Annotated in this window: 18 protein-coding genes; 13 read left to right on the top strand and 5 right to left on the bottom strand. The window is 76.0% G+C overall.

Translation table 11 applies throughout. The features are described 5' to 3' along the window. Window positions 1–25: 25 nt before the first annotated feature. On the bottom strand, window positions 26–661 hold the full coding sequence (locus AMOR_RS11870) for a DUF47 domain-containing protein (RefSeq protein ID WP_248361301.1): 636 nt from the start codon (window positions 659–661) through the stop codon (window positions 26–28). Window positions 662–980: 319 nt separating this feature from the next. Between AMOR_RS11870 and AMOR_RS11865 the strand changes: the two genes are divergently transcribed. From AMOR_RS11865 to ureG, 10 genes are all read left to right on the top strand, one after another. After that, a complete protein-coding gene (locus AMOR_RS11865) occupies window positions 981–2819 on the top strand; it encodes a sensor histidine kinase (protein WP_248361299.1) in 1839 nt (612 codons plus the stop codon). Between the two features lie 14 nt (window positions 2820–2833). After that, window positions 2834–3580, top strand: a complete 747-nt coding sequence (locus AMOR_RS29730) for a sensor histidine kinase (RefSeq protein ID WP_318653864.1) — start codon at window positions 2834–2836, stop codon at window positions 3578–3580. Continuing rightward, complete coding sequence (locus AMOR_RS11855; RefSeq protein WP_248361297.1) at window positions 3577–4014, top strand: hypothetical protein; 438 nt, start codon at window positions 3577–3579, stop codon at window positions 4012–4014. The genes AMOR_RS29730 and AMOR_RS11855 overlap by 4 nt, the downstream gene beginning before the upstream one ends. After that, a complete protein-coding gene (locus AMOR_RS11850; RefSeq protein WP_248361295.1) occupies window positions 3992–5971 on the top strand; it encodes a hypothetical protein in 1980 nt (659 codons plus the stop codon). The genes AMOR_RS11855 and AMOR_RS11850 overlap by 23 nt, the downstream gene beginning before the upstream one ends. Beyond that, the gene (locus AMOR_RS11845) at window positions 5935–7851 is read left to right on the top strand and encodes a hybrid sensor histidine kinase/response regulator (protein WP_248361293.1); all 1917 of its coding nucleotides are present in this window, start codon (window positions 5935–5937) and stop codon (window positions 7849–7851) included. Before AMOR_RS11850 ends, AMOR_RS11845 begins: the two co-directional genes overlap by 37 nt. Window positions 7852–8000: 149 nt before the next feature. After that, the gene (locus tag AMOR_RS11840) at window positions 8001–8873 is read left to right on the top strand and encodes an urease accessory protein UreD (protein WP_248361291.1); all 873 of its coding nucleotides are present in this window, start codon (window positions 8001–8003) and stop codon (window positions 8871–8873) included. Between the two features lie 19 nt (window positions 8874–8892). Continuing rightward, window positions 8893–9672 (top strand): urease subunit beta, encoded by a 780-nt coding sequence (locus AMOR_RS11835; RefSeq protein WP_248361289.1) that lies wholly within the window; start codon window positions 8893–8895, stop codon window positions 9670–9672. Continuing rightward, window positions 9669–11384 (top strand): urease subunit alpha, encoded by a 1716-nt coding sequence (gene ureC / locus AMOR_RS11830; protein WP_248361287.1) that lies wholly within the window; start codon window positions 9669–9671, stop codon window positions 11382–11384. Before AMOR_RS11835 ends, ureC begins: the two co-directional genes overlap by 4 nt. Before the next feature lie 13 nt (window positions 11385–11397). After that, complete coding sequence (locus tag AMOR_RS11825; protein ID WP_248361285.1) at window positions 11398–12054, top strand: urease accessory protein UreF; 657 nt, start codon at window positions 11398–11400, stop codon at window positions 12052–12054. Window positions 12055–12056: 2 nt separating this feature from the next. Then, entirely contained in the window at window positions 12057–12767 is a 711-nt protein-coding gene (gene ureG, locus AMOR_RS11820) for an urease accessory protein UreG (protein WP_248361283.1), read from the top strand. Between the two features lie 15 nt (window positions 12768–12782). Here the strand turns inward: ureG and AMOR_RS11815 are convergent, their stop codons facing one another. Next, window positions 12783–13187: an HPF/RaiA family ribosome-associated protein gene (locus AMOR_RS11815; protein WP_248361281.1), complete on the bottom strand. Its 405-nt coding sequence runs from the start codon at window positions 13185–13187 to the stop codon at window positions 12783–12785. A 174-nt stretch (window positions 13188–13361) separates the two neighbouring features. Here AMOR_RS11815 and AMOR_RS11810 point away from each other — a divergent pair, with 174 nt between their 5' ends. Continuing rightward, window positions 13362–14576 (top strand): alanyl-tRNA editing protein, encoded by a 1215-nt coding sequence (locus AMOR_RS11810; RefSeq protein WP_248361279.1) that lies wholly within the window; start codon window positions 13362–13364, stop codon window positions 14574–14576. A 113-nt stretch (window positions 14577–14689) separates the two neighbouring features. On the opposite strand, the gene AMOR_RS11805 is transcribed toward AMOR_RS11810, so the two are convergent. Next, the gene (locus AMOR_RS11805) at window positions 14690–15004 is read right to left on the bottom strand and encodes a Smr/MutS family protein (RefSeq protein WP_248361277.1); all 315 of its coding nucleotides are present in this window, start codon (window positions 15002–15004) and stop codon (window positions 14690–14692) included. Between the two features lie 24 nt (window positions 15005–15028). Between AMOR_RS11805 and AMOR_RS11800 the strand changes: the two genes are divergently transcribed. Beyond that, complete coding sequence (locus AMOR_RS11800) at window positions 15029–15841, top strand: phosphatase PAP2 family protein (RefSeq protein ID WP_248361275.1); 813 nt, start codon at window positions 15029–15031, stop codon at window positions 15839–15841. A gap of 16 nt (window positions 15842–15857) precedes the next feature. Here AMOR_RS11800 and AMOR_RS11795 read toward each other — a convergent pair whose 3' ends face one another. Beyond that, the gene (locus AMOR_RS11795) at window positions 15858–17855 is read right to left on the bottom strand and encodes an ATP-binding protein (protein WP_248361273.1); all 1998 of its coding nucleotides are present in this window, start codon (window positions 17853–17855) and stop codon (window positions 15858–15860) included. A 147-nt stretch (window positions 17856–18002) separates the two neighbouring features. After that, on the bottom strand, window positions 18003–18380 hold the full coding sequence (gene arsC, locus AMOR_RS11790; RefSeq protein WP_248361271.1) for an arsenate reductase (glutaredoxin): 378 nt from the start codon (window positions 18378–18380) through the stop codon (window positions 18003–18005). A gap of 24 nt (window positions 18381–18404) precedes the next feature. On the opposite strand from arsC, the gene AMOR_RS11785 reads away from it, so the two are divergent. After that, window positions 18405–20288 carry an AAA domain-containing protein gene (locus tag AMOR_RS11785; protein ID WP_404800962.1) on the top strand — a complete coding sequence of 628 codons (1884 nt, stop codon included), beginning with the start codon at window positions 18405–18407 and terminating at the stop codon, window positions 20286–20288. The last annotated feature ends 70 nt before the right edge of the window (window positions 20289–20358 follow it).

Here is a 20358-nt window from a genome sequence, read left to right as displayed (position 1 = left end):
GGCGGGCCTTCGAGCGGCGGGTTCGCTACGCGTGCTCGAGGACGACGCCCTCGATGACGTTCGCGACGTCCTCGGCGCGATCCGTCGCGTCCTCGATGAGATCGATGATCTCCTTCCACTTCATCACCGTCAGGGGGTCGTTCCCGCGCTTGAAGAGCTTCGCCATCGTCTTGCGCGTGAGCGTGTCCGCCTGGTTCTCGAGGACGTTCATCTCCTTGCACGCCTCGAGGATCGGCCGGGGGTCCTTCTTGAAGTTCCGGAGGAGCTTCACCGCCTCCTCCATCTTCTCGGCCTGGGTGACGAGCACCGCCGCCAGATCGCGGGCCTCGGGGAGCACCGTGTCGATGTCGTAGAGCCCGAGCCGCTCGGCGGCGGCGTCCGCGAGATCGAGCACGTCGTCGATGCGCGAGAGGAGGCGGTGGATCTCGCCGCGGTCGAACGGCGTGATGAACTGCGTGTGGAGCCGCGCGAAGGCCTTGTGGGTGATGTCGTCGGCGCGGTGCTCGACGTCCTTGATCGCCTGGCACTTCCTCGGGACGTCGGTGAAGTCCTCGAGCAGCTTGTGCAGGAGCTTCGACCCCTCCACCACCGTCGCGGCCTGCGCCTCGAAGTCCGAGAAGAAGTCGTCGGACCTGGGCATGAGCTTCTCGAGCATCGTCATTCGCCGTCTCCCTGGTGGGGGGTGTGCGTTCAGGCGCGCGAACCATACCGGTTCCGGCCCGGCAGTCAAACGACTCCGGAGGCCGCGTCTCCCCCTGCGCGACGCGTGTCCGGTTGGGGCTCTTACCGCCCTGAATCGGGTCGTTTCGTAGACATGTCACCGTGATGTGGGACAGTCATCCACTTGTATGGCTTGTCCGCTCGTCGGTGCGACAACCATATTGCCCCGCCCGGGTGAGGGTCCGTGCGACGGCGGACCGTCTCGCTCGTCTGTTCCGCGTCGGGGTACAGACGGATCGTTCCGGAGGACACACCTGCGCATGCGGTTCGGCGCCAAGATCGGGCTCGTGCTCCTCGCGGTGGGCGTCCTGCCCGTCGCGCTGCTCGGCCTCGTCTCCTACACCGTCAGCCGCGACGAGCTGCAGCGGACCGTCGGCCGCATGCAGACGCAGACCGCGGCCGACCTCGCGCTCTACACCGAGCGGTTCGTCTCGACCTCGATCGAGAGCCTCCGCCTCGCGATGGCGCCGGTGCCCTTCGACGAGCTCGCGCCGAGGGAGACGTGGCAGATGCTGTCGATCTCGTATCGGCAGCTGCCCTTCGTCTCGATCCTCGTGCTGGTGAACGATCGCGGCGTGCCCGTCGCGGGGCCCCTGCTCGAGCGCAACCCGGGCGAGGACCCCGCGCTCGCCGGCCGCGATCCCGTCACCGACGCCGACGTGGACGTGTTCTCGCATCAGATCCCGCGCGCGCCGCCGCAGGCGGGCGCGACCGCGCTCGGCGCCCCGTACCGGGGCGCGCACGGATCGGCGCGGATCGCGGTCTCGCTCCGGATCGGCAAGGACCGCACCCTCGCCGCCGAGATCCTGCTGAAGGACGTCGAGGGGCGCCTCGCGGAGCTCTCGAGCGGGGGCGGGCTCGCGTACCTCGTCGACGCGAACGGCGATCCCCTCGCGGCCGGCCGGCCCGTGACGCTCACCGCCGAGGAGCGCTACCTCTCCGAGGTCGGCTTCTCCCGCGACCGCTCCTGGTCGCGGCTCGTGCGACGCGACGACGGCGAGCGGTGGCTCTCCGCGTTCGCGCCCGTGAAGGGGCTGCGCTGGGGCGCCGTCGTCGCGCAGCCGATGGCGGTCGCGTTCAGCGCGGCCGAGCGGCTGCGGTTCTACGTCTGGAGCTGGGCGGCCGTCGCGCTCGTCCTCGCCGTGTCGCTCGGGTTCGTCCTCGCGCGGATGGTGACGCGGCCGGTGGAGCGGCTCTCGCGCGCCGCGGCCGCCATCGCGGCGGGCGACTACGCCGTCCCGGTGGAGGCGACGGGGCAGGACGAGATCGGCGACCTCGGCCGCGCCTTCGCGCTCATGACCGGCGAGGTGCGGCGGCGCGACGAGGAGATCCGGAACTGGAACAGGGAGCTGCAGACGCGCGTCGAGGAGCGCACCGCCGAGCTGAAGACCGCGCAGGACCAGATCCTCCGCACGCGCCGGCTCGCCGCGCTCGGGTCCCTCGGCGCCGGCCTCGCCCACGAGCTCAACAACCCGATGACCGCGGTCACCGGCTACCTCGCGATCCTGAAGAAGCAGCTCCAGGGGACGAGCCACGCGGACATGATCGTCCGCGCGCAGGAGCAGGCGAACCGGGTCGCGCGGGTGGTCGAGGACCTCCGCACCTTCGCCGACCAGGAGCAGGTGGTCCAGGGGCAGCGGTTCCCGCTCTCCCGCCCGGTGCACGCCGCCCTCGCCCTCTACGAGGACCGGCTCCGCGCGGCGGGCATCACCCTCACGACGCGGTTCGAGGACCGGCTGCCCGACGCGCAGGGCGACCCGGTGCAGATCCAGCAGGTCGTGGCGCACCTCGTGGAGAACGCGATCAACGCCATGCCGCACGGCGGCGCGCTCGAGGTGAGCCTCGGCACCGTGGACGGCGAGGCGCTGCGGCTGCGGATCGTGGACACGGGCAAGGGCATCCCCGTGACGATCCGCGAGCGGATCTTCGATCCGTTCTTCACGACGAAGGACTCCGCGGGCCGGGTCGGCCTCGGGCTCTCGGTGTCACACAGCATCGTGGAGGCCCACCACGGCCGGATCGTGGTGGAGAGCGAGGAAGGGGCGGGAGCGGCGGTGACGGTGCTGCTCCCGGCGGCCACGGCCGCGCACCTCGCGTGAGGGGGAGGAAGCGCATGAAGCACTCGCACGACGAGACCTCACCGCCGCCGCTCGAGCTGCTCGACGCCGAGCTCCTCGCGCCCGGGCTCCTGCACGAGCTGCGGCAGCCGCTCATGGGCGCCGACGCCGCGGCCACGCTCCTCGAGCGGGCGGCGGGCGCCGAGCTCGGGCGCCACGAGGAGTGGCAGCTCCTCCGCAAGCAGCTCGCGCGCCTCGCCGAGGTCATGAACGGGTACGAGGCGCTCCTCCGCGCCGACGAGTCCGAGCCCGCGCCCTTCGCGGTGGCGCCCGTGGTGACGCGCGCCGTGGACCTGCTCGCGCACCGCGTCCGTCCCCTGGCGAGACGGTTCGCGTTCAGCTCCGGCGAGGGGCCGCTCGACGGGTTCGGCGCGCCGGGCGCGCTCGTGCACGCGGCGACGAACCTGCTCTCGAACGCGATCGACGCCGTGGAGGCGGTCGACCGCGACGCGCGGGTCGCGGTGCGGGTGCTGCCGGCGGCCGGCCGTCGCGTCGAGGTCCGCATCTCCGACGAGGGCGTCGGGATCCCGGCGGAGGTCCGCGGCCGGATCTTCGAGCCGCGCTTCACGACGAAGTCGCCGGGCAAGGGGACCGGGCTCGGCCTCCACATCGCGCGCCGGCTCATGGGGCGCTTCGGCGGCGAGATCTACCTCGTGGACGAGACCGACCCGGCCCGGCTCTCCTGGGCGGTCACGGAGTTCTGCATCGCCGTCCCGGCGCCGCCGGAGGGAGCGCGCCCATGAAGAGCGTCCTCCAGATCGCGGCGGGGATCGCGGTCGGCACCGGGCTCCTCGCGATCGCCGGCGCGAACCTCCGCCCGCGCGAGAGCGTGGCGGAGCCCGTGGCCCCGACGGCCGTGGCGCAGACGTCGATCGTCACGCCGGCGTCGGTGACGACCGTCGCGCCGGCGACGGCCGCGCCCCCGCCCGTCGCCGCGGAGGCGACGACGTGGCGCGCCCAGGCGCGGCCTCCTGACGCCGTCTCGCCCGGCATGCTCGCGCGCGTCGCGCGCCGCGTGGCGGATCGCGCGCCCGCCGCCTGCGCGCCGCCCCCGGCGAGGGACGCCCCGGCGGCCTCCAGGGCGCCCGCCGCCCCCGCGGCCGCACCGCCGTGCCGTGCGGGAGACCTGATCGAGTCCGTCGAGATCGACTGGCATGGATCGCCGTCGAGCCCGTGAGCGCCTGGGCGCCCTGGCCCTCGTCGCCGCCGCGCTCGCGGCGGCGGCTCCCCGCGTGCGCGCGGCGGACGCGCCGCCCGTCGCGTCCGGCGGCGCGCTCCGGATCGCGGCGGACCCGCCCCGGCTCGTGCTCGGGCGCGACGGCGGCGCCGAGCTGCGGATCGCCGCGCCGGCCGACGTCGAGGAGGTCACGCTCACCGCGAGTGCGGGGCGGATCGAGGCGCTGCGCCGGCTGCCCGGCGGCGGGTTCGCCGCCCGGTACCGCGCGCCGTCGGACCGGATCCCGCAGGTGGCGATCGTCTGCGCCGTCGGGCGCGGCGCGCGCGGCGCCGTGGACGGGTGGCTCGCGCTGCCCCTCTCCGGCCAGGGGGACGCGAAGGTGCGCGCCCGCCCGGGCGCGCAGATCGCGCTCCGCGTCGAGGACGAGACGTTCGGCCCCCGGGCGGCGGGCGACGACGGCGTGGCGGTGATCCCGATCGTCGTCCCGCCGGGCGTCCGCGAGGCGCACCACGGCTTCACCGCCGTCGACCTCCACGTCCCGGAGAAGCCGCTCGTGCACGCGGTGCTCGATCGCGTCTCGATCCACGCCGACCGCGCCGAGTCGGTCCGCGTGCTCGCCTACGTCGTCGCGCCGCACGGCGCGGCGCGCCGCGGCGACGTGCCCGTGTTCGAGCCGTCGCGCGGCTCGGTCGCGTACGCGCCGCGCGAGCCGGGCGCGTTCGAGGCGACCTGGACCGTCCCGCCCGGCGCGGCCGGCGAGGATCGCCTGGTGGTCCGGCTCCCCGGGTCGGCGGCGTCGCGCGTCGTGCTCCGGGTCGAGGCCCTGGCCGGGCCGCCCGCCACGGTCGCCGTCGCGTTCGATCGCGACACGTTCACGGCGGGCGCGGCGGACGACGTGAAGGTGGTCGCCCGGGTGCTCGACGCGGCCGGGAACCCCGTGCCGTCCGGGATCGAGCTCGAGGCCGACGCGGGCGAGCTCGGGGAGCGGGTCGAGTCGGCGCCGGGCGTCGTGACGGCCCGTCTCAAGGTCCCGCCGACGTTCGGGCGGAACCGCTCGGTCGCCGTGTCGGCGCGCGCCTCCGCCGCGCGGATCGCCGGGTCGCGCACGCTGCTCCTCGTCCCGGGGCCGCCGGCCGCGGCGCGGATCTCGCCGGACGACGCGGTGCTCGTCGCGGACGGCGAGCGTGAGGCGACCCTCCGGGTGGCGGTCGTCGACCGGTTCGAGAACGCCGTCGCCGGCCCGCCCGAGGTCCACGCCGTCCGGGGCCGCGTCGTCGCGGTCGAGGCGGCAGCGGACGGCGAGTGGATCGTCCGCTACCGCCCGCCGCGCCTGGCCGCCCGGGCGGACGACCAGGTCGTGGCGCGCGTCGGGGACGTCGCGGCGACGTCCGACCTGCTGCTCGTCCCGCCGCGGACCGGGATCGCGCTGTCCGCGTCCGCCGGCGTGTACGGCGACGTTCGCGGGCGGTTCGCGGCGCCTCGCCTCGGCGCCGCGGCCGAGCTCGCGTGGCCGGTCCGGGCGCTCCCCGCGTCCCTCTCCTTCGCGTGGCGCGTGGAGGGAGAGGCGCTCACGGCGGACCGCGACGGCACGCCGGCGCGCGGCCCCCGGCCGGCCGGGAGCGTCGGCGTGGGCGGCGGCGCGCTCCTCGCCGGCGGCGCGCTGCACCAGGACCTCCGCCGCGGCCACCTGTGGGCGAGCGCCACCGTCGGCGCGCTCGTCGCGCGCGCGGACCCCTCCGACGGCGCGCCGTCCTGGGGCGCCGCGCCCGCGGCCCGCCTCGGCGTCGGCTTCGCCCTGCCGATGCGCCACGGTGCGCCCTTCCTCGAGGCGTCGCTCCTCGCCGCCGGCCCCCGGCCCGCGGGCGCGTTCGCCGCGGTGGGCCTCTCCGCCGGCGTCACCTTCGATCTGGGAGGAGTCCCATGGCGACGATCCTCATCGTCGACGACGAGCCCGTGATCCTGGACGTGTTCCGCCGGTTCCTCGAGAGCGAGGGCCGGACGCTCCTCCTCGCCGGCTCGGCGCGGGAGGCGCTGGCGCGCGCCGAGGAGGCGGGCGACATCGACGTCGCGCTCGTGGACAAGAACCTCGGCGACGGCTCGGGGCTCGAGGTGGCGCGCCGCCTCAAGGCCGCGAAGCCGGACGTCGAGGTGATCCTCGTCACCGGCTACGCGTCCCTCGACTCCGCGATCCAGGCGGTCCAGATCGGCGCCTACGACTACGTGACGAAGCCCGTCTCGGACTACGACGCCCTGAACCTCAAGGTCGAGAACGCGGTCGAAAAGGTCCGGATGAAGCGGTCCCAGCGGGAGCTCGTGGGACGCCTGGTCGAGAGCGAGGCGCTTCACCGCGGCGTCTTCGAGACGTCGTCCGACGCGATCCTCCTCGTGGACGCGGAGAGCGGTCTCATCGACGACGCGAACCCCGCCGCCGAGCGCCTGTACGGGCGCGACCGCGACGCGCTGCGCCGGCTCCGCTTCGCGGATCTGCTCGACCCGGAGGTCGAGCCGGAGGAGCCGCGCCCCGGCATGCGCTCCGCGCCCGGCCGCCACCGCCGCGCGGACGGCGCCGGGTTCCCGGTCGAGCTCACGGTCGACGAGCTGCGGCTGCACGACCGCGCGTTCCGCGTGGTGTCGGTCCGCGACGTGTCCGAGCGCGAGCGCGCGGAGTCGCAGCGCCGCGAGCTCGAGCAGAACCTCCGGCAGGCGCAGAAGATGGAGGCGGTCGGGCGCCTCGCCGGCGGCGTCGCCCACGACTTCTCGAACGTCCTCGCGGTGATCCTGGGCTACTCGGAGCTCCTCATGCGCGACCTGCCCGAGGGCGACGCCCGCGTGCGCGAGAGCGCCGAGGGGATCGTCGAGGCGGCCCACCGCGCGGTCGGGGTCACCCGCCAGCTCCTCACGCTCTCGCGCAAGAAGCTCCTCCGTCCGGAGGTGCTCTCCATCAACAAGGTGGTCGCCGATCTCGGAAAGCTCCTCTCCCGCGCCATCGGCGAGCGCATCGAGCTCTCGACGCGTCTCCAGGACGGCATCTGGCCGGTCCTCGCCGACGCCGACCAGCTCGCGCAGGTCCTGATCAACCTCGCGGTGAACGCCCGCGACGCGATGCCGGCCGGCGGCCCGCTCTCCATCGCCACCGCGAACGTCGACCTCGCGGAGCCGCCGCGCGATCTACCCCTCGCGGCGGGCCGGTACGTGACGCTCACCGTGAAGGACGGCGGCTGCGGCATGGACGAGGACGTCCGGAGCCGCATCTTCGAGCCGTTCTTCACGACGAAGGAGACCGGCACCGGGCTCGGCCTCGCGACGGTGTACGGCATCGTCCGGCAGGCCGGTGGCGCGATCCGGGTCGAGTCACGGCCCGGCGAGGGCTCCGCGTTCACCGTGTTCCTGCCCATGGCGCAGGAGCGCGGCGATCGCGTGGTGGTCCAGGTCGCCGCCTCCGCCCCGCGCGGCCTCGGCGAGACCGTGGTCGTGGCGGAGGACGAGGACGCCCTGCGGACGCTCCTCGGCCGCGTGCTCGCCGGCTCGGGGTATCACGTCATCGCGGGGCGGAACGGCGCGGAGGCGCTCGAGGCGGCACGCAAGCGCGGCGGACGGGTCGACCTCCTCCTCGCCGACCTCGTGATGCCCCGGATGAGCGGGGCGGAGCTCGCCGAGGCGCTCTCCGGGGATCAGCCCGGGATGAAGGTCCTCTTCATGACCGGCCACACCGACGACGCGCTGGTGCAGGACCGCCTCGTCGACGGCGACGTGGAGCTCATCCAGAAGCCGTTCACGAGCGAGGCGCTCCTCGGGCACCTCCGCCGCCTGCTCGGTCCCGCCAAGGCGACGGCGTAGCCGCCGGCGCGCCCGGCCGTCCGCCCACCGCGCTCCGGCCGGGCGGCGGACCGGCCGCGGTCCGGGTGGGGCCTCGGGCCGCTGCGGGCTGGCGCGCGCGCTGCACGGGCGGCACGCCTGCCCGCATGCGAGTCGCCGATCCCGCGCCGATGCTCGACCTCAGCGGGGCGTGCTGCCCGGCCATCGGGCACCCCCGCCCGGAAGGCGGGCTGCGCTCCGGCGCGGGGCGGATCGCGACGGCGCGGGTGGACGGCGCCAGCGCGCTCGTCGCCTGCGCGGCGGCGAGCCCGCTCCAGCTCCTCTCGCCGTCGCCCCGCGGGCGCGTCGCCTGGGTGATCTCGGCGAGCCACGGCGGCGGTCTCGTCGCCGGCGACGACGTCTCGCTCGACCTCGACGTCGGTGCGGGGTCGACCGCGCTCCTCTCCACCCAGGCCGGGACGAAGGTGTACCGGTCCGGCGGCGCGGTCGCCGCGCAGCGTCTCCACGCTCGGGTCGCGGAGGGCGCCGTCCTCGCCGTCCTCCCGCAGCCGGTGAGCTGCTTCGCCGGCGCGCGCTTCGAGCAGGAGCAGCGCTTCGCGCTCGCGCCCGGCTCGAGCCTCCTGTGGCTCGACGCCCTCGTCGCCGGCCGCGCCGCCCGGGGGGAACGCTGGGCGTTCGCGGCGTACCGCTCGCGCGTGGAGGTCGCGGTGGCGGGCCGCCCGGTGCTCGCGGACGCGCTCCGCCTCGTCGCGGGCGAGGGGCCGCCCCTCGGCGAGCGCCTCGAGGGGATCGACCTCCTCGCGACCGCCGTCGCCCTCGGGCCGGCCGTCGCGCGCCACGCCCGCGCCCTCCTCGACCGGCTCGCGGACGCGCCCGCGGATCGCGACGCGCCCGTCCTCGCGGCGGCGAGCCCGCTCGCCGGCGGCGGGGTCCTCCTGCGCGTGGCGAGCCGGACCGTCGAGGCGGGGCTCGTCTTCCTCCGCGAGCGGCTCGCGTTCGTCGCGGACGTCGCCGGCGCGGACCCGTTCGCCCGAATCCCCTGAGACCCCGGAGGCTAGACGCATGCACCTCGGCCCACGCGAGATCGACAAGCTCATCCTCCACCAGGCCGGCGTCCTCGCGCAGAAGCGGCTCGCGCGGGGGCTCCGCCTGAACCAGCCCGAGGCGGTCGCGCTCGTGGCGACGCAGCTCCTCGAGCTCGTGCGGGACGGCCGTCGCGTGGCCGAGCTGATGGACCTCGGCCGGCGGATGCTCGGGCGCCGGCAGGTGCTGCCCGGCGTCCCGGAGCTGGTCGCCGAGGTGCAGGTCGAGGGGACGTTCCCGGACGGCACGAAGCTCGTCACCGTCCACCACCCGATCGCCGCCGAGCACGGCGACCTCGCCCTCGCGCTGTACGGGTCGTTCCTGCCGGTCCCGCCGCTCTCGCTGTTCGCGGAGCCGGCGGAGCCCGCCGGGGCGGAGGAGGCGATCCCGGGCGAGGTCCTCCCCGCGCCGGGCGAGATCGTGCTCAACGCGGGGCGCGAGGCGATCCGGCTCGCGGTCACCAACCTCGCCGACCGCCCGGTGCAGGTGGGGAGTCACTACCACTTCGCGGAGGCCAACCCGCTCCTCCGGTTCGACCGCGCCCGCGCCTACGGCCGCCGCCTCGACGTTCCGGCCGGGATGGCGGTCCGCTTCGAGCCCGGCGAGACGCGCACGGTGGAGCTGGTCGAGATCGCCGGCCGCCGGATCGTGAAGGGCGGCAACGCCCTCGCGACCGGCCCCGTGGCCGAGGAGGGGCGGGCGCGCGCCGTGGCGGAGGCGGAGCGGCGGGGCTTCGGGCACGAGGAGGAGGGGCGATGACGCGGCGGATGGACCGGCGGCAGTACGCGCAGGTGTACGGGCCGACCACGGGCGATCGCGTCCGGCTCGGCGACACGTCGCTCCTGCTCGAGGTGGAGCGCGATCTCACCGTGTACGGGGACGAGTGCGTGTTCGGCGGCGGCAAGGTCCTGCGCGACGGGATGGGGCAGGCGGCAGGCGCCCCCGCCGGCGAGGTGCTCGACCTCGTCGTCACGAACGCGCTCGTGCTCGACCACTCGGGGGTCACGAAGGCGGACGTGGGCGTCCGGAACGGCCGCATCGTCGCCCTCGGGAAGGCCGGCAACCCCGACGCGATGGCGGGAGTGACGCCCGGCATGACGATCGGGCCCGGCACCGAGTGCATCGCCGGCGAGGGGCTCATCCTCACCGCGGGCGGCATCGACACGCACATCCACTTCGTCTCGCCGCAGCAGGCGCACGAGGCGATCGCGAGCGGCGTCACGACGCTCCTCGGCGGCGGCACCGGCCCGGCGACGGGGACGAACGCGACCACCTGCACCCCGGGCGCGCGGCACGTGGGGCTCATGCTGCAGGCCACCGACGCGCTGCCGGTGAACATCGGGCTGCTCGGGAAGGGGAACGCCGCGTCGCCGGAGGGGCTGGCGGAGCAGATCCGGGCCGGCGCGGTGGGCCTCAAGCTCCACGAGGACTGGGGCACCACGCCCGCCGCCATCGACACCTGCCTCCGGATCGCCGACCAGCTCGACGTCCAGGTCGCGATCCACACCGACACGCTCAACGAGTCCGGCTGCGCGGAGCACTCCATCGCGGCGTTCGCGGGCCGCACCATCCACACGTTCCACACCGAGGGCGCGGGCGGCGGGCACGCGCCGGACATCATCCGCGTCTGCGGCGAGCCGAACGTCCTCCCGTCCTCGACGAACCCCACCCGGCCGTTCACCGTGAACACCGTCGACGAGCACCTCGACATGCTCGTGGTCTGCCACCACCTCGACCCGTCCCTCCCCGAGGACCTCGCCTTCGCGGAGAGCCGGATCCGCGGCGAGACCATCGCGGCCGAGGACATCCTCCACGACCTCGGCGCGATCTCCATGATGAGCTCGGACTCGCAGGCGATGGGGCGCGTCGGCGAGGTGATCACCCGCACCTGGCAGACCGCCGACAAGATGCGGCGCCAGCGCGGGCGGCTCCCCGAGGAGCGCGGCGAGAACGACAACCTCCGCATCCGGCGCTACGTCGCGAAGTACACGATCAACCCGGCGATCACCCACGGCCTCTCGGAGGAGGTGGGCTCGGTCGAGCCCGGGAAGCTCGCGGACCTCGTGCTCTGGCGCCCCGCGTTCTTCGGGGCGAAGCCCGAGCTCGTCCTGAAGGGCGGCCTCATCGCCTGGGCGCAGATGGGGGATCCGAACGCCTCGATCCCCACCCCGCAGCCGGTCCTGTCGCGGCCGATGTTCGGGGCGTTCGGCCGCGCCGTCGGCGCGACCAGCGTCGCGTTCGTCTCGCGCGCCGCCCTCGAGGACGGCGCGGTCCACGGCTACGGCCTCGCGAAGCGGCTCGTCCCCGTGCACGGCTGCCGCCACCTCGGCAAGAAGGACATGAGGCTCAACGACGCGCTGCCGCGGATGGAGGTCGACCCGGAGACCTACGAGGTGCGCGCCGACGGCGTGCTCCTCCGCTGCGAGCCGGCCGCGCGCCTCCCGCTCGCGCAGCGCTACTTCCTCTTCTGACGACGACCTCCCGATGACGCCCTGGCTCGCGTTCCAGCTCGCGGACTCCGCCCTCCCCACCGGCGGCTTCGCCCACTCGGGCGGGCTCGAGGCGGCGGTGCAGCTCGGCCGCTGCCGCGGCGCGGCGGGCCTCGAGCGCTTCGTCGAGGAGGCGCTCTGGCAGGCGGGGTCGCTCGCGGTCCCGTTCGTGCTCGCCGCCGCGCGCGCGCCGGAGCGGCTCGCCGACCTCGACGCCCGCTGCGACGCCGCCACGCCGGGGCACGTCGCGAACCGCGCGAGCCGCGCGCAGGGGCGGGCGCTGCTCCGGGCGGCCCGCGCGTTCGGCCCGGCCGCTGGCGCGCTCGAGGACGAGGTCCGGCGGGCCGGCCTCGCCGGGCACCTCGCCCCGATCTCCGGCGCGCTCCTCGCGGCGCTCGGCGCGGCCGCGGATCACGCCGCCCGGCTCCACCTCTTCGTCGTGGCGCGCGGCGTCGTCTCCGCGGGCGTGCGGCTCGGCCTGGTCGGCCCGCTCGAGGCGCAGGCCGCGCTCCTCCGCGCCGGCGCGGTCGCGGAGGCGGTCCTCGCAGCCACCGCGGGGCGCGCGCCCGAGGACGCCGCCGCCACCTCGCCGCTCCTCGACCTCCTGCAGTCGCACCAGGACCGCCTCTACTCGAGGCTCTTCCAGAGCTGACCATGACCTCGCTCTCGCTCCACTCCGGCCACGACCACGCCCCCGGGCCGGGCGCGTTCCTCGATCGCGATCCGCCCCGCCCGCGCGGCGACCTCCGCCGGCGCGCCTTCACCGTCGGCGTCGGGGGGCCGGTCGGGAGCGGCAAGACCGCGCTCGTGCTCGCGCTCTGCCGCATGCTCCGGGACGCGCACTCGCTCGCGGTCGTGACGAACGACATCTTCACCCGCGAGGACGCCGAGTTCCTGGTCAGGAACCAGGCGCTCCCCGCCGAGCGGATCCGCGCGGTCGAGACCGGCGGGTGCCCGCACGCGGCGATCCGGGAGGACGTCACCGCGAACCTGCTCGCCCTGGAGGAGCTGACGCAGGCGCACGACCCGGAGCTCCTCTTCTGCGAGTCGGGCGGCGACAACCTCGCCGCCCACTTCAGCCGCGAGCTCGCCGACTACACGATCTACGTGATCGACGTCGCCGGCGGGGACAAGGTGCCGCGGAAGGGTGGTCCCGGCATCACGCAGGCGGATCTCCTGGTGGTGAACAAGACCGATCTCGCCCAGGCGGTGGGCGCCGACCTCGGCGTCATGGCGCGCGACGCCGCCCGGATGCGCGGCGACGGCCCGGTGGTCTTCGCGCAGGTGACCCGCGGCGTGGGCGTCGCGGACATCGCCGCCCACGTGCTGCACGCGTGGCGGCACGCCGTGGGCGTCCCGCATTGACCGCGGCCCGCGCCGCTACAGCGACGCCGGATCGCCTTCCGGGGTGACGCCCTGCCGCGACGAGCGCTCGCGCCAGGAGCGGCCGAGCGGGCGGTGCATGGGCTTCCGGCTGCCGCTGCGCATCTTCGCCACTTCGCGCTGCACGAGGCGCTTCAGCCGCTCGCTGGCGTCCAGCAGCGCCTTGTACAGGTCCTTCTCCACGCTCGCGACGTTCAGCGTCTTCGCGCCGGGGATCCGGAACGAGAGCCGGCACTCCTGGTCGACGCCGCCCCGCTTCGGTCGCGTGTCTCCGAGGAAGACGGTCAGCGCCGCCGCGGAGTCGTCGAAGACGCGGGCGAGCGGCCGGGTGACGTGCTTGTCGAGGAACTTCGGGAGCTCCGGCGGGAGCGACAGGTGATGCGCGCGGATGACGAGCTTCATGCCCCGAATCTGCCCACGGGTCGGATGACGGGCGCGGGCAGGGCGCGATCCGGCCCGTCCGGCTACACTCAGGCGCCGGGCCTCCGGCATCAGGCCTCGGGCTCGTGAGACCGACGGAGCGGCGCTTCACCTGGGGCCTGCGGTTGCCGTGGCCCGAGGCCTTGCCGTCACCCCATGACCGACCGCCTCTACCACGCCGATCCCGACCTCCTCGCCTTCGACGCGACCGTGCTCGCGACCCGCGTGCACGGCGGCCGCCCGGCCGCCGTCCTCGACCGGACCGCGTTCTATCCCGAGGGCGGCGGCCAGCCCGCCGACCGCGGGCGGCTCGGCGGGGTCGCGGTCGTCGACGTCCAGGAGGTCGGGGACGAGATCCTGCACTTCACCGAGGGCCCGCCGCCGTCGGGGCACGTCCGGGGCGAGGTGGACGCGGCGCGGCGGCTCGATCACGTGCAGCAGCACCACGGGCAGCACCTCCTCTCGGCCGCCTTCGAGGGCCGCGCCGGCGCGCGGACGCTGTCGTTCCACCTCGGCGCGGACACCTGCACCCTCGACCTCGACGCGCCGCCCGCGGCGCTCGGGCCCGAGGTCCTCCGCGCCGTGGAGTCGGCCGCGAACGCCTTCGTGTTCCGCGACCTGCCGGTGGTCGCGCGAGACCTCTCGCCGGACGAGCTCGCGCGGCTGCCGCTCCGGAAGGAGCCGGCGAAGGGATCGAGGGTCGTGGTGGTGGGCGAGCCCGGCCCCGGCGGCGGCCTGCCCGCGACCGACGCGCTCGTCGACGCGTCGCCGTGCGGCGGCACGCACCCGCGCCGCACCGGCGTGGTGGGCGCCATCGCGGTGCTCCGCGTCCAGAAGTGGGGCGCGGGGACCCGCGTCGAGTTCCTCTGCGGCGGCCGGGTGGTCCGCGCCCTCGCGGAGGCGAGCGCGCGGCTCCAGGCAGCGGCGGACGCCTTCCGGTGCGCGAGCGCCGAGGTGCCCGCGGCGGCGGCCCGCACGGTGGAGGAGGCCGCGGTCCGGCGGAAGGATCAGGAGAAGCTCGTCGCTGCGCTCGCGGACGCCGAGGCGGCGAGGCTCGCGGCGCGGGAGGGCGCCATCGCGGGGATGCTCGCGCCGCCCGTCCCGGGCGCCGCGGCGTGGGCGCGGGCGGTGGCGCAGGCGCTCGCGGTGCGCGGTCGGGTCGCCTGCCTCGGCGCAGTCGAGGACGGCCGGGTCCACCTCGCGTTCGCGAGGCCGCGCGGCGCGGACGGGCCGCACATGGGCGAGCGGCTCCGGGCGGCGGCAGCGTCCCTCGGCGGGAAAGGCGGCGGCGCGCCGGACTTCGCCCAGGGCAGCGCGCCGGCCGCGGACGGGCTCGAGGCGGTGCTCGAGAGCGCGGCGCGGCTCGGGTGACGAGGGGAGCGTTCGGGGCCCGCACGGGCCACGGGCCACGGGAAGCGGGTCACGGGCACGGAGGAGCCGGGCACGTGTACGGGCACGGTCACGGAACGGACGGACGAAGACGGCTACCGTTCCCGGAGCCGCACGAGCGTCGCCCCCCAGCCCCCGGCGTCCTCGCCGGCGGGCCCGTGCCACAGGACGCGCGGATCGCGGGCGAGGAGCGCCTCGACGGTGCGCCGGAGCGCGCCCGTCCCCTTCCCGTGGACGATCCGGAGCTCGAGGAGGCCGGCGTCGCGGCACGCGCCGATCCACTCCGGCACGAGGTCGCCGACCTCCGACGGCCGGAACGCGTGGAGGTCGAGCGTCCCGTCGATGGGGAGCGGCACGGGCGCGTCGAGGTCGTCGTCCGGACGCGGCGGCTCGTCGGGAGGGTTCGCCATCTCCGCGGATGATAGTGTCCCCGCATGCGCCTCGCCTGCGCCCTCGCGCTCGCCCTCACCGTCTCCGCCGCCCGCGCCGAGGAGCCGATCCCGCTCCGGTACGACCTGTCCGTCGACGTGCCCGTCACCGCCGCCACGTTCGCGTTCTGGGGCGGCACGGAGCTCCTGAAGGATCGGCTCGCCCCGGCCCAGTGCCGGTTCTGCGGCACGAACGCCCTCGACGCGGGCGCGCGCGACCTCCTCCTCGCGTCGAACGTGAACGTGCCGCGCCGTGCCTCCGACGTGCTCGCGTTCGCGGTCTTCCCCGCCGGCGTGGCCGCGCACCAGCTGCTCGCGGCGCGGGCGGCAGGCGACGTCGGCGCGGGCGGCCGGGATCTCCTCTTCATCGCGGAGGCCGCCGGGATCGCCGGCTCCCTGAACCAGATCGTGAAGTTCGCCGTGGGGCGGCAGCGGCCGTTCGTGCACTACGGGAACGGCACGAGCCCGGACCGGGTGCCGGAGTCCGACGACAACCTGTCCTTCTACTCGGGCCACACCTCGCTGACGTTCTCGCTCGCCGCCGCGGCGGGGACGGTGTCGACCCTCCGTGGCTACCGGAGCGCGCCGTGGGTCTGGGGCGTCGGGATGACGCTCGCGACCGCGGTCGGGTACCTCCGCATCGCGGGCGACAAGCACTACCTCACCGACGTGCTCACGGGCGCCGTGGTCGGCGGCGGGATCGGCGTGGCGGTGCCGCTCTGGCTGCACGGTCGCGAGGACCGCCCGCCGCAGCCGGGCGCTTCCGCGCGGAGTGCGCAGGTCGTGCCGCTGCCGCTCGGGGTGCTCGTCCTCTTCTAGCGGGCTCGAGGGCGCGCTAGGAGAGCTCCGCCAGCCGCCGCGCGAGCACGGAGCGGATGGCGTCGAGCTCGAACGGCTTGTCCACGCACAGCACCGGCTCGCGCTCGAGGAACGCGCGCGCGGCGGGCGTGAACGCACCGCCGGTGAGGAAGATCATGCGGCGCGCGAGGCGCGGGTCGCGCTCCTCGAGGGCCCGGTAGAGCTCCATCCCGCTCATCTCCGGCATCAGGAGATCGGACAGCACCAGATCGAAGACCGCGCCGCCCGCGATGCGGTCGAGCGCGGCGCGGGCCGAGGAGACGACCGTCACGTCGTGCTCGGCCTGGAGCGTCCGCTCGAGCACCGTGCCGACCAGCGGCTCGTCGTCCACCACGAGGATCCGCCCGCGCGCCCGGGCGGGCGCCGCGGGCGGCAGGGCGGCCGCCGGGATCGAGGCATGGGCCACGGGGAGCGTGACGCGGAGCACGGTGCCGCGCGTCGCGCGCAGCACGGCGATGTCGCCGCCGAGTCCCGTCACGATGCTGTGGCAGATCGAGAGCCCGAGGCCGGTGCCGACGCCCGGCGGCTTCGTCGTGAAGAACGGATCGAAGACGCGCGGCAGGTGCTCGGGCGAGATCCCGCAGCCGGAGTCGCGGACCTCGACGACGACCCGCCCGCCCTCGGCGCGCGCGGCGATCGCGATCTCGTTCTCGTCCGCGTGGCCCTCGGGGATGGCCTGGGCGGCGTTCACGAGCAGGTTCAGGAACACCTGCCCGAGCCGCGCCTCGCTCCCGCGCACCGGCGGGACCGGCGGGACGTCGCGCACGAGCCGCGCGCGGTGGCGGATCTCGTTCCAGGCCATGCTCACGCACGAGTCGAGGACCGGGCGGAGCTCGACGGGCCCGGCCTGCTCCTCGTCGCCCCGCGAGAACGTCCTGAGGTCGCGGATGATGACGCGCATCCGCTCCGCGCCGGCGCGGGCGTCGCGGGTCGCCTCCTGGAGCTGGACCGCGAGGTCCGCGTCCTCCGGCGAGACGCCCTGCGTGCGTGCGAGCAGCTCGCCGGCGCGGCCGAGCCGCTCCGCGAGGAAGGCCAGGTTCGCGTTCACGTAGGCGAGCGGGTTGTTGAGCTCGTGCGCGACCCCCGCCGCGAGGGTCCCGACGGAGACGAGCCGGTCGGCGAGGGCGAGGCGGGCGTGGAGCTGCTTGCGCTCGGTGACGTCGCGCATCACCGCGAGGTGCCGGCCCGGGTGGACCCCCGGCACGAGCGCGAGCTCCACCGACCGCGCGCGTCCGCCGGGGAGCGCGACCTCGGCCTCCTCGAGCGGCGAGCGCCCGAGCGCGCCCGCCCGGAGCCGGTCCCGCGCGGCGGGCGCGATGGCGTCGAGCCGGGCGCCGAGCAGCGCGGCGCGGGGCGCGTCGAGGAGGGCGGTGGCCGCCGCGTTCGCGTCCCGGATCACCCCGGCATCGTCGACGAGCAGCATCGCGTCGAGCGCCGCCTCGAACACCGCCCGCGCCTCGCGCTCGCGGTCGAGGACCTCCTCCTCCGCCCTGCGCCGGACGAGCGCCGACGCGAGGATGCTCGCCGCCGTCTCGAGGAACCGGATCTCGTCGGGGGAGAAGTTGCGCGCCTGCCGCGCGTAGGCGCCGACGAGGGCTCCGCGATGGAGGCCGGGCAGCGTCACCTCCGCGGCGGAGGCGAAGCCGAGCGAGGATGCGAGCGACGGGCCGGGGGCCGCGACGTCCGTCTCCGGGCGCCCCACACCCGCGGCGGCGCGGACGACGAGCCGCCCGCCCCGGTCCTCGGCGAGCAGCGCCGCGTCCACCCCGAGCACCTCGACCGCCGTCGCGCACGCGGCCTGGAGGAGCGGCTCCATCTCCTCCGTGTTCATGGCGAGCTCGCCGAGCGCGACCAGCGCCGCCTCCTGCCGGGCGCGGTCGCGCAGCGCGACCGCGGCGCGGCGCGGCTCGACGACGGGCTCGACCCCGGCGCCGGGGCCGTCCGCCGCTTCGTCCGGCGAGGGGTGCGGTGGCATGCGCGCCTCTCCTGCACGATCCGTTCGCCGGGGGCGGCCCGGCGCGCCGGCGCACCCGCTGGAGATCAGGGGGATCGCTCGCCCGCGTTCCCCCGGGCGCCGGGGGTTTCGCGAGACCCGGGGTCCCGCCCGCGCCCGCCGCCACGATCAGCCGGCGCGATCCGGGCGCGTGGAGCCGAGGAGCTCGAGGACCCGCTCCGCGGGCCGGGCGAGCACGCCGCGCCCGCCGGCGAGCAGGATGGGTCGGTCCAGGATCCGCGGGTGGGCCGCGATCGCGCGGACCAGCTCGGGCACGGGCGTCCGCGGCGAGAGCCGGAGCGCCTGATACTCGTCCTCGTCCGTTCGCACCACGTCGTGCGCGGCGACGCCGAGCGCGGCGAGGAGCGCCTCGATCTCGGCCGCCGTGGGCGGGTCCTCGAGGTGCCGGCGCACGACCGGCTCGACGCCACGGTCCCGCAGGAGCTCGAGCGCGCGCCGCGACGTGGCGCAGCGCGCGTCGAACCAGAGGACGTACTCGATCGGCATCGCGGGGGGCACTATAGGAGAGCCCTGGACCTTTCGCACCACATCGACCGGCTGGCCGGGCTGCTCGCCGCGGAGCGCGACGAGGAGCGGGCGCGCTTCGCGGAGGCAAAGGGCCGGCTGTCGCTCGCGGAGCGCGAGGCGCGCGGGCTCGCGGTCGCCGACGTGGAGGCCGTCGAGGAGGGCGCCCTCGCCGGGCGGACCCTGGTCACGTTCTCGCGCGGCGGCCGGCCGCTCCCTGGCGGCCGGATCGGCGCGGGCGGCCTCGTGTCGGTGACGCTCCGCCGCGAGCTCCGGCCGGACGCGCCCACCGGCGTCGTCGCGCGCCGGACCCGGACGCAGATAGCGGTCGCCTTCGACGAGCCGCCGCCGGACTGGGCGACCGACGGGCGCGTCGTCCTCGAGCTCGAGCCGTCGCCGGTGACGTGGGAGCGGCTCGCGTCCGGTCTCGCGCGCCTCCGGGAGGATCGCGGCGGGAAGCGCTGGCACGGCCCGCTCTCGGGCGCGCCGCTGCGCTTCCTCGCGCGGCCGCGCGGGCCCGACCTCGGGGCGGCGCTGAACGCCGAGCAGCGCGCCGCGCTCGAGCTCGCCGACCGCGCCGAGGACCTCGCCCTCGTCCACGGTCCGCCGGGCACCGGGAAGACCACCGTGCTCGTGGAGGTGATCCGCCGCGCGGCGGCCCGCGGCGAGAAGGTGCTCGCGGCGGCGCCCTCGAACCTCGCCGTCGACAACCTCGTCGAGCGGCTCGCGGCCGCGGGGCTCTCCTGCGTGCGCGTCGGGCACCCGGCGCGCGTGCTCCCGGCGGTCCTCGCCCACACGCTCGAGGCGCGGGTGGCGGATCACGAGGCGGCGCGCATCGCGAAGGGGCTCGTCGAGGAGGCGCTCGCCCTCCGCCGCGAGGCGCGCAAGCGCAAGGCGCGCCGCGGCCCGGGGCGGTTCAGCGAGTCGCGCGGGAAGGAGCGGGATGCCCGCGCGCTCCTCGCCGAGGCGCGCACGCTCGAGGCGCGCGCGGAGGCCGAGGTGCTCGATCGCGCCGACGTGGTCCTCGCGACGCTCACGTCGCTCGACGCGCCGGCGCTCGCGGCGCGCCGCTTCGCGGTCGCGGTCGTCGACGAGGCGACCCAGGCGGTCGAGCCCGCGACGGTGCTCGCGCTGCTCCGGGCGGAGCGCGCCGTGCTCGCCGGGGATCACCTGCAGCTCCCGCCCACCGTCCTCTCCGCGGCGGCGCAGGCGGGCGGCCTCGGCGTGTCGCTCTTCGAGCGGCTCGTCGCCGCTCACGGCGACTCGGTGAAGGTGACGCTCGCCGAGCAGCACCGGATGAACGAGGCGATCATGGCGTTCCCCTCCGCGGCGGTGTACGGCGGCGCGCTCCGCGCACACCCCGCGGTCGCGGCCCGCGCCATCGACGCCGCGCCGCTCGAGGTCGTCGACACCGCGGGCCGCGGCTTCGAGGAGGAGACGCCCGAGGGCTCGGACTCGAAGCAGAACGCCGGGGAGGCGGACCTCGCCGCCTCGGAGGTGGAGCGGGTCCTCGCCGCCGGCGTTCCCCCGGAAGAGGTGGCCGTCATCGCCGCATACGACGCCCAGGTGCAGCGCATCCGGGAGCGGCTCGCCGACTGGCTCGATCGCGGCCTGGAGGTCGACACGGTCGACGGCTTCCAGGGCCGGGAGAAGGAGGCAGTGATCGTCTCGCTCGTCCGGTCGAACGATCGCGGCGAGGTGGGCTTCCTCGCGGACGTGCGCCGCATGAACGTCGCGCTGACGCGGGCGCGATCGAAGCTCGTGGTGGTGGGGGACGGTGCGACCGTGTCGCGCCACCCCTTCTACGAGCGGTTCTTTCGCCATGCCCAGGACGTGGGCGCCTGGCGGAGCGCCTGGGAGCGGGAGACCGGGGCAGCAGGCGGACGCTGAGCACGATCTCATCCCTCCGGGGTGGATCCGATGTGCGCGCGGCCATCTGCCGGGTCGCGCGGCGCGGCGG

It is taken from the genome of Anaeromyxobacter oryzae (assembly GCF_023169945.1).
GTDB classification, from domain to species: domain Bacteria; phylum Myxococcota; class Myxococcia; order Myxococcales; family Anaeromyxobacteraceae; genus Anaeromyxobacter; species Anaeromyxobacter oryzae.
The sequence above is the reverse complement of the archived record's forward strand: the minus strand, read 5'-3'. Positions and strand labels throughout refer to the sequence as shown.

What these genes read in the sequence shown, in the direction of transcription:
- ureC (WP_248361287.1), top strand. Translation starts at nt 9,669, where the DNA reads ATGACGCGGCGGATGGACCGGCGGCAGTACGCGCAGGTGTACGGGCCG.
- AMOR_RS11850 (WP_248361295.1), top strand. Translation starts at nt 3,992, where the DNA reads ATGGATCGCCGTCGAGCCCGTGAGCGCCTGGGCGCCCTGGCCCTCGTC.
- AMOR_RS11855 (WP_248361297.1), top strand. Translation starts at nt 3,577, where the DNA reads ATGAAGAGCGTCCTCCAGATCGCGGCGGGGATCGCGGTCGGCACCGGG.
- AMOR_RS29730 (WP_318653864.1), top strand. Translation starts at nt 2,834, where the DNA reads ATGAAGCACTCGCACGACGAGACCTCACCGCCGCCGCTCGAGCTGCTC.
- AMOR_RS11815 (WP_248361281.1), bottom strand. Translation starts at nt 13,187, where the DNA reads ATGAAGCTCGTCATCCGCGCGCATCACCTGTCGCTCCCGCCGGAGCTC.
- AMOR_RS11825 (WP_248361285.1), top strand. Translation starts at nt 11,398, where the DNA reads ATGACGCCCTGGCTCGCGTTCCAGCTCGCGGACTCCGCCCTCCCCACC.
- AMOR_RS11800 (WP_248361275.1), top strand. Translation starts at nt 15,029, where the DNA reads ATGCGCCTCGCCTGCGCCCTCGCGCTCGCCCTCACCGTCTCCGCCGCC.
- AMOR_RS11805 (WP_248361277.1), bottom strand. Translation starts at nt 15,004, where the DNA reads ATGGCGAACCCTCCCGACGAGCCGCCGCGTCCGGACGACGACCTCGAC.
- AMOR_RS11845 (WP_248361293.1), top strand. Translation starts at nt 5,935, where the DNA reads ATGGCGACGATCCTCATCGTCGACGACGAGCCCGTGATCCTGGACGTG.
- ureG (WP_248361283.1), top strand. Translation starts at nt 12,057, where the DNA reads ATGACCTCGCTCTCGCTCCACTCCGGCCACGACCACGCCCCCGGGCCG.
- AMOR_RS11865 (WP_248361299.1), top strand. Translation starts at nt 981, where the DNA reads ATGCGGTTCGGCGCCAAGATCGGGCTCGTGCTCCTCGCGGTGGGCGTC.
- AMOR_RS11835 (WP_248361289.1), top strand. Translation starts at nt 8,893, where the DNA reads ATGCACCTCGGCCCACGCGAGATCGACAAGCTCATCCTCCACCAGGCC.
- AMOR_RS11870 (WP_248361301.1), bottom strand. Translation starts at nt 661, where the DNA reads ATGACGATGCTCGAGAAGCTCATGCCCAGGTCCGACGACTTCTTCTCG.
- AMOR_RS11840 (WP_248361291.1), top strand. Translation starts at nt 8,001, where the DNA reads ATGCTCGACCTCAGCGGGGCGTGCTGCCCGGCCATCGGGCACCCCCGC.
- arsC (WP_248361271.1), bottom strand. Translation starts at nt 18,380, where the DNA reads ATGCCGATCGAGTACGTCCTCTGGTTCGACGCGCGCTGCGCCACGTCG.
- AMOR_RS11810 (WP_248361279.1), top strand. Translation starts at nt 13,362, where the DNA reads ATGACCGACCGCCTCTACCACGCCGATCCCGACCTCCTCGCCTTCGAC.
- AMOR_RS11795 (WP_248361273.1), bottom strand. Translation starts at nt 17,855, where the DNA reads ATGCCACCGCACCCCTCGCCGGACGAAGCGGCGGACGGCCCCGGCGCC.